This window comes from Streptomyces sp. NBC_00536, assembly GCF_036346295.1.
Taxonomy (GTDB): domain Bacteria; phylum Actinomycetota; class Actinomycetes; order Streptomycetales; family Streptomycetaceae; genus Streptomyces.
Window position 1 is genome coordinate 5,755,643 of the sequence record NZ_CP107819.1, and the last position, 13,574, is coordinate 5,769,216.

General features: G+C 73.2%; 12 protein-coding genes. 7 read left to right on the forward strand and 5 right to left on the reverse strand.

The window, feature by feature from the left end; all coding sequences use genetic code 11:
• Positions 1-34 precede the first annotated feature (34 nt).
• Positions 35-880, forward strand: coding sequence for an alpha/beta fold hydrolase (locus tag OHS33_RS25745; protein ID WP_330332781.1), 846 nt, complete (start codon positions 35-37; stop codon positions 878-880).
• On the opposite strand, the gene OHS33_RS25750 is transcribed toward OHS33_RS25745, so the two are convergent.
• The 4 genes from OHS33_RS25750 to OHS33_RS25765 all read right to left on the reverse strand — a co-directional run bounded on the left by OHS33_RS25750 (position 861) and on the right by OHS33_RS25765 (position 5,127).
• Positions 861-1,472 (reverse strand): GNAT family N-acetyltransferase, encoded by a 612-nt coding sequence (locus OHS33_RS25750; RefSeq protein ID WP_330332782.1) that lies wholly within the window; start codon positions 1,470-1,472, stop codon positions 861-863. The genes OHS33_RS25745 and OHS33_RS25750 overlap by 20 nt on opposite strands.
• Positions 1,469-3,589, reverse strand: coding sequence for a penicillin acylase family protein (locus tag OHS33_RS25755; protein ID WP_443065352.1), 2,121 nt, complete (start codon positions 3,587-3,589; stop codon positions 1,469-1,471). The genes OHS33_RS25750 and OHS33_RS25755 overlap by 4 nt, the downstream gene beginning before the upstream one ends.
• 176 nt (positions 3,590-3,765) lie before the next feature.
• Positions 3,766-4,266, reverse strand: a complete 501-nt coding sequence (locus OHS33_RS25760) for a DinB family protein (RefSeq protein WP_330332783.1) — start codon at positions 4,264-4,266, stop codon at positions 3,766-3,768.
• Between the two features lie 78 nt (positions 4,267-4,344).
• A complete protein-coding gene (locus tag OHS33_RS25765) occupies positions 4,345-5,127 on the reverse strand; it encodes a GNAT family N-acetyltransferase (RefSeq protein WP_330335205.1) in 783 nt (260 codons plus the stop codon).
• Positions 5,128-5,187: 60 nt separating this feature from the next.
• On the opposite strand from OHS33_RS25765, the gene OHS33_RS25770 reads away from it, so the two are divergent.
• The 3 genes from OHS33_RS25770 to OHS33_RS25780 all read left to right on the forward strand — a co-directional run bounded on the left by OHS33_RS25770 (position 5,188) and on the right by OHS33_RS25780 (position 8,602).
• The gene (locus tag OHS33_RS25770; RefSeq protein ID WP_330332784.1) at positions 5,188-5,616 is read left to right on the forward strand and encodes a signal peptidase I; all 429 of its coding nucleotides are present in this window, start codon (positions 5,188-5,190) and stop codon (positions 5,614-5,616) included.
• 158 nt (positions 5,617-5,774) lie between these two features.
• The gene (locus OHS33_RS25775) at positions 5,775-7,994 is read left to right on the forward strand and encodes an MMPL family transporter (protein WP_330332785.1); all 2,220 of its coding nucleotides are present in this window, start codon (positions 5,775-5,777) and stop codon (positions 7,992-7,994) included.
• A gap of 53 nt (positions 7,995-8,047) precedes the next feature.
• On the forward strand, positions 8,048-8,602 hold the full coding sequence (locus tag OHS33_RS25780) for a GNAT family N-acetyltransferase (protein ID WP_330332786.1): 555 nt from the start codon (positions 8,048-8,050) through the stop codon (positions 8,600-8,602).
• A 72-nt stretch (positions 8,603-8,674) separates the two neighbouring features.
• Here the strand turns inward: OHS33_RS25780 and OHS33_RS25785 are convergent, their stop codons facing one another.
• Entirely contained in the window at positions 8,675-9,196 is a 522-nt protein-coding gene (locus OHS33_RS25785; protein ID WP_330332787.1) for an allene oxide cyclase barrel-like domain-containing protein, read from the reverse strand.
• A gap of 263 nt (positions 9,197-9,459) precedes the next feature.
• Here OHS33_RS25785 and OHS33_RS25790 point away from each other — a divergent pair, with 263 nt between their 5' ends.
• The 3 genes from OHS33_RS25790 to OHS33_RS25800 all read left to right on the forward strand — a co-directional run bounded on the left by OHS33_RS25790 (position 9,460) and on the right by OHS33_RS25800 (position 13,529).
• Positions 9,460-10,059 carry a hypothetical protein gene (locus OHS33_RS25790; protein WP_330332788.1) on the forward strand — a complete coding sequence of 200 codons (600 nt, stop codon included), beginning with the start codon at positions 9,460-9,462 and terminating at the stop codon, positions 10,057-10,059.
• Positions 10,060-10,239: 180 nt separating this feature from the next.
• Positions 10,240-10,413: a hypothetical protein gene (locus OHS33_RS25795; protein ID WP_330332789.1), complete on the forward strand. Its 174-nt coding sequence runs from the start codon at positions 10,240-10,242 to the stop codon at positions 10,411-10,413.
• A gap of 80 nt (positions 10,414-10,493) precedes the next feature.
• Positions 10,494-13,529, forward strand: a complete 3,036-nt coding sequence (locus tag OHS33_RS25800) for a helix-turn-helix transcriptional regulator (protein WP_330332790.1) — start codon at positions 10,494-10,496, stop codon at positions 13,527-13,529.
• Positions 13,530-13,574 lie beyond the last annotated feature (45 nt).

A 13,574-nucleotide genomic window follows, 5' to 3' on the forward strand; every position in this document is an offset into this window, starting at 1 on the left:
TAGCGATCATTGGCCAATCAACGGGGAGACCGTCATGTCCACTGTCACCGCACCCACTTACGCCCGCACCGTCCGCAAGGAGAGCGGCGGGCCCGGGCTGCTGCTCGCCCACGGCGGCGGCGGATCCGTGGACCGGAACTTCGGGCCGGTCCTCGACGGGCTCGCCGCCCGGCACTCGGTCGTCGGGGTCGACTATCCCGGTACGGGCGGCACCCCGCGCGCCGACCACACGCTCACCGTGGACGAGCTGGCCGACGAGCTGGTGGCCGCGGCGGACGCCGAGGGGCTGGATCGGTTCGCGGTGCTCGGCTACTCGCTCGGCGGGCACGTGGCCACCCGGGTCGCGAGCCGCCACCCGGAGCGGGTGAGCGCGCTCGTCCTCACCGCGACCTTCGCCCGCGCCGACAACCGGCTCTCGCTCGTCACCGGGCTCTGGTCCGAGCTGGCCGGGCGCGGCGAGACCGGTCTGCTGGCCAAGGTGCTGGTCCCGCTGGTCCTCAGCCCGGGCGTGCTGGAGTCGCTGACCCCGCAGGAGCTGGCCGAAACCGTGGCCGCGACGGCCGCCGTCTTCCCGCCCGGCGGCGGGGACCACGCCGCGCTGGTGCCGGGCGCGGACATGCGCGCCGAGCTGGCGTCGCTCGACGTACCGGTCCTGGTCATCGCGACGACCGCGGACCGGCTCGTGCCGCTGCCGCTCCAGCGGGAGGTCGCGGACTCGGTCGCGGGCGCCCGGTGGGCGGAACTGGCCACCGGGCACCTGCTGTTCGCCGAGCGCCCGGCCGAATGGGAGGCGCTGATCAGCGAGTTCCTCGCCGAAGCCGAAGCCGAAGCCGAAGCCGAAGCCGAAGGCGTTACGGGCGCTACGGGCGCGGCGCGCTGAGGAACGCGAGCCGGGCCGGCTTCGCGGGGAGGTACACCTCGGGCAGGTCGATCTCGGGGAGTTCGACCTCGGGACCCAGTACGAAGCCGGTCCGCTCCAGGCGCGCGATGGCCTTCTCGTTGCGCGCGTCCGGTTCCGCGACGACGCGGACCGTGCGGCCGTCGGCGAACACGTACTCCAGGAAGGCGGTCAGCAGGCCCGCGCTGAAACCGCGCTCGGCCGCACCCGCCACGGGGCCGATCAGCAGGTGCACGCCCGTGTCCCCGGGCCGGACCTCGTAGCACTCGCCGACCCGGTCGGCCTCGCAGTCGTAGGTCTGGAAGAGCGCCACCGGTACTCCGTCGCGGCGTGCGAGGAACGCGTGGTGCGTGTCGCGGCGGTCGACGTCCTCGTAGATCTCCTGGACCAGTTCGCGGCTCGCCCCGTTCATGCCCCAGAACCGGGCGCGCTCCTCGCTGACCCAGCCGTGGATCAGCGGGGCGTCGGCGGCGGGATCGACGGGGGTGAGGGTGACCGTGCCGAAACCCTCCACGTGACGGGTGTGGACGGGCTGCCGGGCCGAGGCGGAGGAAGGGGTGGCGGGCGAGGTCATATCGATTCCTTGGTGAGCAGGGTCCAGTCGGTGACGACGGGTACGAGTTCGCCCCGGGCCCAGAGCGGGAGCTGGTCGCGGTGGTGCGCGGAGCCGGTGACCCCGTCCGCGCCCAGCGGGACGGCCCACAGGCTGTCCTCGCGCCGCGCCAGGTCCCACACGTAACGGGCGGCGGACGCCCGGGAACTGAGGTCGGTGACCCCGGGGACCGAGGAGGTGGCGTTCACGCAGTCGTGGTCCCCGCCCAGGCCGGGCCAGGCGGCCCCCGGATCGTGCAGCGCCTGCCACGGCGCGAGCCGGTGCACCTCGGACCAGGCGGTGTCGGGGGCAGCCGCGGCGGCCGTCTCCTCCAGCGCGGCGCGCAGGTGCGCGGCCCGGTCCAGCCCGGGCAGCAGCGCGGTGGTGAGGAGCCCTTCGAGGGCGTAACCGACCCGGGGGAGGAGGTACAGCCAGGGGTGGAAGACCTCGGGGCCGGTCGGCGCGCCGGCCAGCTCCGCGAGCGCCGGGTCGGCGGCGATCCGCCGGACGAGCGCCGTGCGCAGCGCCGCGAACAGGGTGGCGTCGGTGCTCCCGGCCGCCATGTGCCGGTCCCAGCCCAGCAGCCGCTCGCGCAGCGTCCCGGCCTCGGGGGAGAGCCCGGTCAGCGCGGGCAGCCGGTCCAGCAGGGCGGCGGCGGAACCGAGGAAGGTGTCCCGGTGCACGTCGGCCATGTCCGGGGCGGACCAGTCGGCCGAGCCGCTGAGCAGCTCCCTGATCCGGTGGGCCCGGTGCGGGGGCGCGAACTCCACGCCCAGCGGGGAGGCGATCCCGCGGGCGTTGGCCATCACCGCGAACCCCTGCACCGGCTCGGCGGGCGCATCGGCCCAGCCCTGCCACGCGTGCCCCGGCTCCCACGCGGGCACCGGCCGCAGCCGGTTGTCCGGGTGGCGCAGCGGTACGGCGCCCGCGACCCGGTGCAGCAGACCGCCCCCGGTGTCGGCGGCGTGGATGACGTTGACGGGTTCGGCCCAGCCGTCGACGGCGCGGTCGATGTCGGCGACCGTACGGGCGCGCAGCAGGGCCGGGAGCGCGGCGAAGCCGAGGTCCGCGCGGACCCGTGACGGGTGGCGCAGGCTGACGGTCTGCTCGGGGGTGTCGATGACGACCGGGCCGCGCGCGGTCTCCAGGACCTCGACCTCGACCTCGGTGGGAGCCGCGCCGTCGGCGCCCGCGACCGTGATGGTCTCGGTGTGCCGGGCGACGGGCTCGCGGGCACCGTCCGGGCCGAGGGCCCAGACGCGTTCGCCCCCGGGGCCGCCGGTGCGGGTGAGCCGCTCGACGTACAGGTCCTGGTAGTCGGCCATGGCGTTGGTGATCGCCCAGGCGACGGAGCCGGTGTGGCCGAAGTGCGCCAGGCCCGGGACCCCGGGGACGGCCAGGCCGACCACGTCGTACTCGGAGCAGGCCAGCCGGATCTGCTGGTAGACCCCCGGGTCCTCGATGAAGCGGTGCGGGTCGCCCGCGATGATCGCCGCGCCGGTGGAGGTGCGCTCGCCCGGCACGAGCCAGCCGTTGCTGCCCGCGGTGCCGGGGCCGTCGGTGGCGAACAGGGTGACGGCCTCGTCGCCGAGGGCGCGGGCCACTTGGGCGCGCCAGAGCTTGGTGGGGAACCCGGCGAACAGGACGTGGGTGGAGAGCCAGATCCCGAGCGGGACCCAGGGCTCCCAGGGGGTGGGGACGAGGCCGGTGCGGGCGAACCGCTCGTCGCGGGCCGCGCCCGCCGCCATGCCGTCGTTGACCCCGTCGACGTACGCCCGTACCCACGCGGCGGTCTCCGCGTCGAGGGACCCGAAGCAGCGGCGGGCGGTGTCGTCGAGCCGGGACTGGCGGGCGAACCGGTCCCAGGCGACCTCGTCGGCGCCGAGGAAGGCGGCGGTGGAGCCCTGCGAGCGGCGCCGCTCCACCTCCAGCTGCCAGGCGCGGTCCACGGCGGTGGTCCGGCCCTGGGCGTAGGAGAGGCGGAAGGGGTCGGCCGCGCGCAGATGGGGGATGCCCCACGCGTCCCGGTAGCACGCGTAGGTCTCCGGGGCGGCCCGGTCTGCCGCTTCCGTCGGCGCCGAACTGGTCGAGCTGCTCACACTGTTCCCCAAGTACTTTAGGTTAGGCTCGCCTAACTATAGGGCCCTGTGGGAGTGCCGGGGGAAGCCGGGGGTTCGAGAGCGGGGGCAAGCCGCACCAGCGCGCCTGCGCGCGGGTGGACCCCCGGCCCGGCCGCGGGTCAACGGGCTCGGGAGTCGGGGCCGGGAGCCGGGGCTCAGGCGCCGGTGACGCCGTCGATCGCCTCGCGCAGGAAGTCGGCGTGGCCGTTGTGGCGGGCGTACTCGTGGATGAGGTGGAGCATCACCAGGCGCAACGAGACGTCCGCCTCCCACTTGCCGAAGTAGGCCGTCACGTCGAGGGAGTCGGCCTCCGCCTCGAACCGCCGGGAGAAGACGGTCTCCGCCTCCCACGCGGCGAAGGCCTCGGCGCGGGTGGAGGCAGAGGCGTCGTACGCCTCCTGGAAGTCGTGCTTGTCGGACCACACGTGGGACACGTCCTCGCCCGCCAGGACGCGCCGGAACCAGTGGCGCTCCACCTCGGCCATGTGCCGCACGAGGCCGAGCAGGGTGAGGGTCGAGGGCGGCGACGCCCGCAGGCGCAGCTCCTCGTCGGTGAGCCCCTCGCACTTCATGGCGAGGGTGGCGCGGTGGAAGTCGAGGAACGCGCGCAGGGTTTCGCGCTCGTTGCCGGTCAGCGGGGGTGCTATGCGATCCATGCGGTTGATCTTGCACCCCCGGACCGGCGCGGCGAAAGCCCCGGGCCGCCGCTCGCCCTTACTCGCCCGTACTCGTCCTCACTTGCCGGCCCACACGTACGGCACCGTCACGCCCAGCACCCCGAAGCCCAGGCGCTCCAGGATCGGGCGGCTCTCGCTCGACGCGTCCACCTGGAGATAGGGGATGCCCAGCTCGGCCGCGGCGAGGGCGCGGTGCGCGACCAGGGCGCGGTAGATGCCCTTGCCCCGCCACTGCGGGACGGTGCCGCCGCCCCACAGGCCCGCGAAGGAAGCGCCCGGGGTGATCTCCATCCGCGCCGAGCTGACCGGCTGGCCGTCCGCCATCGCGACCACCGCCAGGATCGTCTCCGGGGCCTGCGTCACCTGGGTGACCAGCGCGTGCCGGATCCGCGGCCGGTTCCCGCCGAAGGCCTGGGCGTGAACGTCCATCATCAGGTCGACGCCCTCGACGTCCGTCACGTTCACCAGGGTCACCCCCTCGGGCGCCGGCACCGCGCGCGCGATCTCCGCGACCGGCGCCACCATCAGGGTCTCCGGCGGCTCCGGCACGAAGCCGGCGGCCAGCAGTCGTGCGCCCAGGTCGGCGGGGGCGTCGTAGTCGTAGGTCTTCCACTCGAACTCCGGCACCCCGCGGCCCTCGAAGTACGCGACCTGCGCCGCGATCCGCGCGTCCGCCGTGTTCTCGTCGAGGTCCGACCAGAGCACCCCGTTCCAGCCCGGTCCGCGCGAGACGCGCCGTACGACGTCCCCGTCGTGCTCCACCAGGGAATGATCCCCGTCCGACTGCGCCCCCCGACGGGCCTCGGCATCGAAAAGGGTCCTCACCGCATCAAGATCCATCGTCATCCGTGCAGCTCAGCAGGCAATCGGCCCCCAACGCAAGTGCATTAGCCTCCCCACATGACCGATGCGACCGATCGCACCCGCCGCCCCGCGCCCACGGCCCGCGCCTCCGACGGGCTCGTCCACACCGGCAAGGCGGGACCCGAGGCCGCCGCCGACCGCGGCTGGCTCCTCGGCCACTTCAAGGACGCCGACGACCCCCGGCACAGCGCGGACGTCGAGATCAAGTGGGGCGTCCACCCGAAGGGCGAGGAACGCGGGCAGTGGGTGACCGGCGAGGAGCGCACGGCCCTCCAGGTCCTCATCAGCGGCCGGTTCCGGCTGGAGTTCCCCGGGCGGACCGTGGTCCTCGCCGAGCAGGGGGACTACGTACTCTGGGGGCGCGGAGTGGACCATTCCTGGTACGCCGAGGAAGACGCCGTCGTCCTCACCGTGCGCTGGCCCTCCCTCCCCGGATACCGGGCCGACGGGGGACCCGGGGAGTAAGTCCCGAGTCCCGCCCGGGCCCTGTGACGATGCACACGAATGGGGCCGACGATCACGAATCGCTGAGATCGTTGCGGTGTAGACCACCTCGGACATACGCGTTCTTTCCGACGGGCTGTTCCCCGGCAAAGGATCCGAACCACCAGGGAGCACGTTCGTTGGCAGCAATCGCACGGTGGTGCATGCGGCACCGCCTCGTCGCCGTCATGCTCTGGCTGCTGGCGTTCGGCGGGACCGCGGCGGCTGCCGCGAGCGCCGGATCCGCCTTCTCCAACGACTACGAGGTCCCCGGCACCGAGTCCACCGCCGCCCACGACCTGCTGCGCGAAGGCTTCCACGGCCAGGGCGGCGACACCGACACCGTCGTGTGGCGGACCCCCGAGCACGAGAACGCCCGTACGCCCGAGGTCGAGCGGCGCATGAGTCGGGCCCTCGGCGCGATCGCCGCGCTCCCCGGAGTCGGCTCGGTCCTCAGCCCGTACGCCCCCGAGGGCGCGGCGCAGATCAGTGCCGACGGACGCACCGCCTACGCCGTCGTCACCTTCGACCGGCAGGCCGACGCCGTCCCCAAGGCACAGGCCAGGGCGGTCCTCGACACCGCGAAGAACCCCGCGACCGAACGCGACGGCCTCCAGGTCGAACTCGGCGGCCGCGCCATCGGCCTCACCGAGGCGCCCTCGGCCCACTTCGCCGAGGTGCTCGGCGTCGCCGTTGCCGGGATCGTCCTCTTCCTCGCCTTCGGCTCGCTCGCCGCCAGCCTGCTGCCCCTGGCGACCGCACTGGTCAGCGTCGGCACCGCGTACTTCGGCATCACCCTGCTCGGGCACGCCATGCCGGTCGCCGACTTCGCCCCGATGCTCGGCACCCTCGTCGGGCTCGGCGTCGGCATCGACTACGCGCTCTTCATCGTCACCCGGCACCGCAAGGGCCTGGGGCGCGGCCTGCCCGTCGAGGAGGCCGCCCGCGCAGCCGTCGCCACCACCGGCCGGGCCGTCGTCTTCGCCGGAGCCACCGTCTGCATCGCGCTCCTCGGCATGCTGGTCCTGCGGCTGAACTTCCTCAACGGGGTCGCCCTCGCCGCCTCGCTCACCGTCGTCCTGACGGTTGCCGCGTCCGTCACCCTGCTGCCCGCGCTCCTCTCCTTCATCGGCATGCGCGCCCTGTCCCGCCGCGAACGCCGCAAGCTCGCCTCGGACGGCCCGCGGCCGGAGCCCCCCACCGGGTTCGCCGCCCGCTGGTCCGGCTTCGTGGAACGCCGGCCCAAGCTGCTCGGCGCCCTCGCCGCCCTGGTCATGACCGTCCTGGCACTGCCCACCCTCTCCCTGCACCTCGGCACCTCCGACCAGGGCAACAACCCGGCCGCCTCCACCACCCGGCAGGCCTACGACCTGCTCGCCGACGGCTTCGGCCCCGGTGTGAACGGGCCGCTCACCCTCGTCGCCCGGCTGGCGGGCCCGGCGGACCGCGCCGCCCTGGACGCCCTCGGCGAGACCCTGCGCACCACCCCCGGCGTCGCGGGCACGGGCCCGGCCGTCCTCAACCGGAGCGGTGACACCGCCGTCCTGACGGTCGTCCCCACCACCGCCCCGCAGTCACGGGACACCAGCGACCTGGTCGACCGGCTGCGCCACGACGTCATCCCGCGCGTCGAGCGGGGCCACGGCCTGAACGTCCACGTCGGCGGCGTGACCGCGGGCTACGACGACTTCGCCGACGTCATCATCGGGAAGCTGCCGCTCTTCGTCGGCGTCGTCATCGCCCTCGGCTGCGTCCTGCTGCTCCTGGCCTTCCGGTCCATCGGCATCCCGCTCAAGGCGGCCGCCATGAACATCGCCGCCGTCGCCTCCTCCTTCGGCGTCGTCGTCGCGGTCTTCCAGTGGGGCTGGGGCAGCGAACCGCTGGGCCTGGGCAGCGCCGGGCCGATCGAGCCCTTCCTCCCGGTGATCATGGTCTCTGTGCTCTTCGGGCTGTCCATGGACTACCAGGTGTTCCTGGTCAGCCGGATGTACGAGGAGTGGCTGGAGACCGGTGACAACCGCCGGGCCGTCCGCGTCGGCCTCGCCGAGACCAGCCGGGTGATCAACTCGGCGGCGGTCATCATGATCTCCGTCTTCCTCGCCTTCGTCCTCAGCGGTGACCGGCTGATCGCCATGTTCGGCATCGCCCTCGCCGCCGCCGTCGCCCTGGACGCGTTCGTCCTGCGGACCCTGCTCGTGCCCGCCCTCATGCACCTGCTCGGCGGCGCGAACTGGTGGATCCCCGGCTGGCTCGACCGCCGACTGCCCAAGATCAGCATCGAACCGCCCGAGTGCCGCTCCCGTGCGACACTTCCCGCGCAGCGCAGCGAAACTGACGAACCCGCCGCCGCGCCCCGCTGACGCGCCCCGCCGACGCGCCGGGCCTGCCGCCGTAGGAACCCGAAGGAATCCGCATGTTCTCGATAGACCTGGCCGACGACGCCCAGCTGTTCCCCCTGGAAATCCGGCACGCCGAAGAATTCTTCGCCCACATGGAGCGCGGCCGCGACTACATCGGGGAACACATCGGCTTCCCCGACGCCGCCACCGACATCGAGTCGGCCCGCACCCTGCTGAGCAACTACGCCCAGAAGGCGGCCGCCGACGGCGGCCGGCTCTTCGGCATCCGCGTCGACGGCACCCTCGTCGGCGGCGTCCTCTACCGGATCTTCGAAGCGGACGCCGGCAACTGCGAGATCGGCTGCTGGCTGGAGCCGTCCGCCGCCGGCCGGGGCCTGGTCACCAAGGCCTGCCGGATCCTGATCGACCACGCCTTCCGGGAGCGCGGCATGCACCGCGTCGAATGGCACGCGTCCGCGCTCAACACCAAGAGCCTCGCCGTCGCCGAGCGCCTCGGCATGACCCGCGAAGGCGTCATGCGCGAGAGCTACCTCTACCGGGGCGTCCGCCAGAACACCGAGATCTGGGCACTCCTCGCCCACGAATGGCCCCCCGCCCCGGCCGTCTAGGGGGTGTCTGGTGGATCTCCGCGACGCCGCGGAGATCCACCAGACACCCCCTAGGACTTGACGTGGGGCCGGTCAGAGGTAGAGGTCGATCGTGAAGCGCCTCATGCCCCCACCGAGCGTGTCGGCGTGGACCGAGCCACGGGCCCGGTCGTACTTCCCGGTGCCGCCGGTGATCGCGTTGTCGAAGGAGGGGGGAGGGCCCGGGTTGAGGATGCCGAAGTACATCCCCTGCGCGGTGAGCTGGCCGCCCGGGAGGGTGTAGGTCACGACGCACTCCTCCGCCCCGCCTTTGTCCTCCGGCAGCGCCGCCCGGGTGAGGGTGCAGAAGCCGCCGGTTTCGCCGACCTTCTTGTCGTCCTTGTCGTAGAGGCCCGAGCGGACGACGGTCCGGTCGCCCTGGGCGGCGGGGCCGCCGGGGTTGACGGGGAAGTACGTCTGCTGCTCCAGCTTGCCGGTGAGTGTGATGACCTGGTGCTTGCCCTTGTCGTGGGCGGAACCGGTGTCCGTCGCGGCGGCGGCCGCGAGAGGGGCGCAGGCGAGGAGGGTGACCAGCGCGGTGGCCGCGCCGAGACAGGCCGATCTGATGGGGCGCATCGTGTGGCTCCTGAGGCTGACGCTCATGGATGGTCGGGTGATGAAACGGTCGTGCGATTTCAGTCATAACCTCGGCTCTCCCACCGCCCGGGACGCCCCGGCACGACCCACCGGCAGGTCCGCCCCATCGGACCAGCCCGAGGCGTGAGAGGGCCCGCCCGACCCAGGCGGCGGGCCGCCGTCGGCACCCCCGCACAGCCCGTCGCACAGCCGCACACCCGGCTCTCAGGAACCTCTCAGAAACGCCGCTTACCGTGCCCCGCATGGACACCACGAAGACCCCCGCCCCGAACGCGCCCGAGCCCGACTCCAAGGAGTCGGCCGACGCCGCCGTCACCGCAACCACCGCCACCGATGTCGAGGTCACCGATATCGCGGACGTGGTCGGCGACCAGGACGGGGACCTCGACGGTGACGAGTCCGACGATTTCCTGAACCAGGACAACGAGGACCGCCCCACCGGTGTGTTCGCCGCCGCCTCCGCCATCGCGGGCGCCGGTCTCTCCCTCGTCGCCCTCAGCGGCACCTGGGTCGCCCGGGTGATCTCCGAGCGCCAGGGCCTCATCGGCCAGATCGAGTCGGTCAACGCCACCTCGATGGAACAGAAGATCAACGCGCTGTACAGCGACGGCTGGCACCAGACCGCCCTCGTCAACGGCGTCTTCTCCACGATCGCCCTCCTCATCGGCATGTTCGTGCTGGTCGGCCCCTCCTTCGGCGCCCCCGGCCGGGTCAACCCGAACTGGGTCAAGGCCGTCTCCTGGGTCGCCGTCGCGATCGGCCTCATCGGCGTGCTGATCTTCGGCCTCATGTACTTCGACCTGCTCCTCGACCTCCCCAAGGCCGCCGCGCCCGCCGCCTAGGACCACGGTCTAGGCACGAGAGACCCCCTCCTTAGTCCGTACGGGAGCCTGAGGCCCCGCGCCTAAGGCCCCCGGCCGCACGGAGATGCGGCATGCGCCCGATGCCCCCGGACCCCCTGGGACGCGATTCTTGGAACACACCGAACGAGGTGCCCGAGAAACACAACCAGGGAGTACGAGATGTTCGTGTACGAGATCGCCATCGCCCACCGCGACGAGCTCATCCGTGAGGCCGCCGAGTACCGCCAGGTGCGCCTCGCCAAGGCCCGCGCCGCGCGCCGCGGGTTCTCACTCAAGAAGGCCCCGGAAAGGCCGGTGAGTGAGAGCCGCAGCCGGTTCACCCCGGCCGCGTAACCCGCGCCACGCACCACGTGACCTGACACGTGATGAGAAGCGCACCGAAATCCAGTGCCGGTCACCAGGAACGCTGTGCGATGCTCGGCGGCGTGGAGACCAGATCTGTCAGCCCGGTGTTCGTCGGCCGTGCCGACGAACTGGCCGTACTCACCGACGCACTGACCCGGGCCGCGGGCCCGGAACCCCAAGCCCTCCTCATCGGGGGCGAGGCCGGGGTCGGCAAGACCCGCCTCACGGAGGAGTTCGTCTCCGAGGCCGAGCGGCGCGGAGCCGTCGTGGCCGTCGGCGGCTGTGTGGAGATAGGGGCGGAGGGGCTTCCCTTCGCCCCCTTCTCCGCTGCCCTGCGCAGTCTGCGCCGCCAGCTCCCCGAGCAGCTGACCGCGGCCGCCGAGGGCCAGGAGGACGAACTCGCCCGGATCCTGCCCGAACTCGGCGAGACCCCCCGCGGACCGCACGACGAGGAGAGCACCGCCCGGCTCTTCGAACTGACCGTACGCCTGCTGGAACGGCTCGCCGCCGACCGCACCGTCGTCATCATTCTGGAAGACCTGCACTGGTCGGACACCTCGACCCGGCACCTCCTCGCCTACCTCTTCCGCGCCCTCTCCACCGGGCGCCTCGTCATCGTCGCCACCTACCGCGCCGACGACATCCACCGCCGCCACCCGCTGCGCCCGCTGCTCGCCGAAATCGACCGGCTGCGCACCGTCCAGCGGATCGAACTGTCCCGCTTCACCCGCGCGGAAGTACGCCGCCAACTCGCCGGGATCCTGGCCGCGACGCCCGAAGAAGACCTGGTCACCTCCGTCTTCGACCGCTCCGACGGCAACGCCTTCTTCGTCGAGGAACTCGTCGCCTGCCGCGAGAGCGGCTGCCGCACCGGACTCACCGAATCGCTGCGCGACCTGCTGCTCGTCCGCGTCGAGGTGCTGCCCGACGCCGCCCAGCGCGTGGTGCGGATCGTCGCCGAGGGCGGCTCCACCGTCGAACACGACCTCCTCCTCGCCGTCGCCCAGCTGACCGAGGACGCCCTGATCGAGGCGCTGCGCGCCGCCGTCGGCGCCAACATCCTGCTGGCGAGCGCCGACAACGACGGCTACCGCTTCCGGCACTCCCTCGTCCGCGAAGCCGTCAGCGACGACCTGCTGCCCGGCGAGCGCGCCCGCGTCAACCGCCGCTACGCGCAGGCCATGGAAGCCGACGAGAGCCTCGTCGGCGGCTCGGAACGGACCATCCGGCTCGCGAGCTACTGGTACTACGCCAACGACGCGGCCAAGGCCCTGCCCGCCGTCCTGGCCGCCTCCGTCGCCGCCCGCCGCCGGCACGCCTACTCCGAGCAGCTCAGGCTGCTGGACCGGGCCATCGACCTGTGGGAGAGCGCCCCGGTGGAGGTGCGCGCGGAGCTGCGCCCCGCGGACTACACCGAGGTGTACCCGCCCTGCGGCTGCGACCCGGCGACGACCCCGCTGCGCCGCCTCGACCTGCTGGCCGAGGCCACCGTCGCGGCCCGCTTCGGCGGAGAGCGCGAACGCGCCCTGAAGATAACCAAGATGGCCCTGCGGATGCTGGAGGACGAGAACGATCCGCTGCGCTCCGCCTGGTTCTGGACCGAACGCTCCAAGCTGGTCGCCAGCCTGGGCCGCGGTGACGGCTGGGCCGAACTGAGCACCGCCCAGGAGCTTGTCCAGGGGCTGCCCCCGTCCCACGTGCACGCCGAAGTGCTCTCTCGCGCGGCGGGCTGGGGCATGCTCCACAACCCCGGCTTCGACAACATCGCGGCCGCCGAACGCGCCGTCGAATACGCGCGGATGGTCGGCGCCCAGGAAGTCGAACTGCACTCCCGGATCACCCTCGGCTCCCTGCTCGCCGACGCCGGCGACGTGGAGGGCGGACTCGCGCTGATGCACGAGGTCAAGGAACAGGCCGGCGAACTCGGCCTGGTCATGCTCTCGGGTCGTGTTCATATCAACCTCACCTCTCAGCTCGAAAACAACGGCCGCTCACGGGAAGCGGTGGAACTGGCGGAAGAAGGGGTCCAGCTCGTCGGAGCCTCCCGGCTCCTGGACTCCGAGGCCTGGGTCCGCGGCAACATGGCGGAGAGCCTGTACAGCCTCGGCCGGTGGGACGAGGCCACCGAGGCGGCCCAGCGCACCCTGCGCGTCAGCCAGAGCGCCGCCCCGCGCGGCATGGCCTCGGCGCGCCTGGCCTACCTCGCCCTGGCCCGCGGTGACGTGGCCGCCGCCGCCGAGTGGCTGGCCGCCGCCCACGAACACTTCGGCACCCACGACGCCCAGCCCCAGCACCGGATCCCGATGTACCGCCTGGCGGTCGGCCTGGCCGCGCTGGAGGGCCGGATCGCGGACGTCCGCACGGAGGTGGCCGAGGCGATCGGCCAAGGGTTCCCGCTCGGCCACCACCGCTACGCCTGGCCCCTGTTGCTGGCCGCCGCCTCCGCCGAGGCCGACACCCGGGGCCTGCCGGCCGCCGCCGCGGGCCACGGCGAGGCCGTGGAGACCCTCCGGGCCGCCACCCTCGCCCTGGCCGCCCCGGTCCCGCTGTGGACCGCCCACGCCGACTTCGTCCGCGCCGAACTGCTGCGCGGCGAGGACCGTGACACCCCCGCCGACTGGACCGCCGTCGAGGCCGCGGTCCGGCCGCTGGACCGCCCGTACCTGCTGGCCCGGGCCCGCCACCGGTTCGCCGAGTCACTGCTGGCCGCGGGCGGCGACCGCGAGCGCGCCGCCGACCTCGTCCGCGCGGCCCACGCCACCGCCGAGCAACTGGGCTCGCTCCGGCTCCGCGACGACCTGGCCCTGCTCGCCCGGCGCGGCCGCCTCCAGCTCACCGCCCCCGACGAGACCACGTCCCAGGCCCCCGCGGCGCCCGACACCGATCCGGTGGAGAGCCTGGGCCTGACCAGCCGCGAGCGGGACGTACTGCGCCTGGTCGCGGTCGGTCACACCAACCGTCAGATCGCCGAGGCACTCTTCATCTCGCCGAAGACGGCCAGCGTCCACGTCTCCAACATCCTGGCCAAGCTCGGTGTCGCCGGCCGCGGCGAGGCGGCCGCCCTCGCCCACCGGCTCCGTCTCTTCACCCCCGCCCCTTCCTGAGCCGTCCCTTCCGGCCCCGCTCCGGCCCTGCCCCCGTGGCCGCGA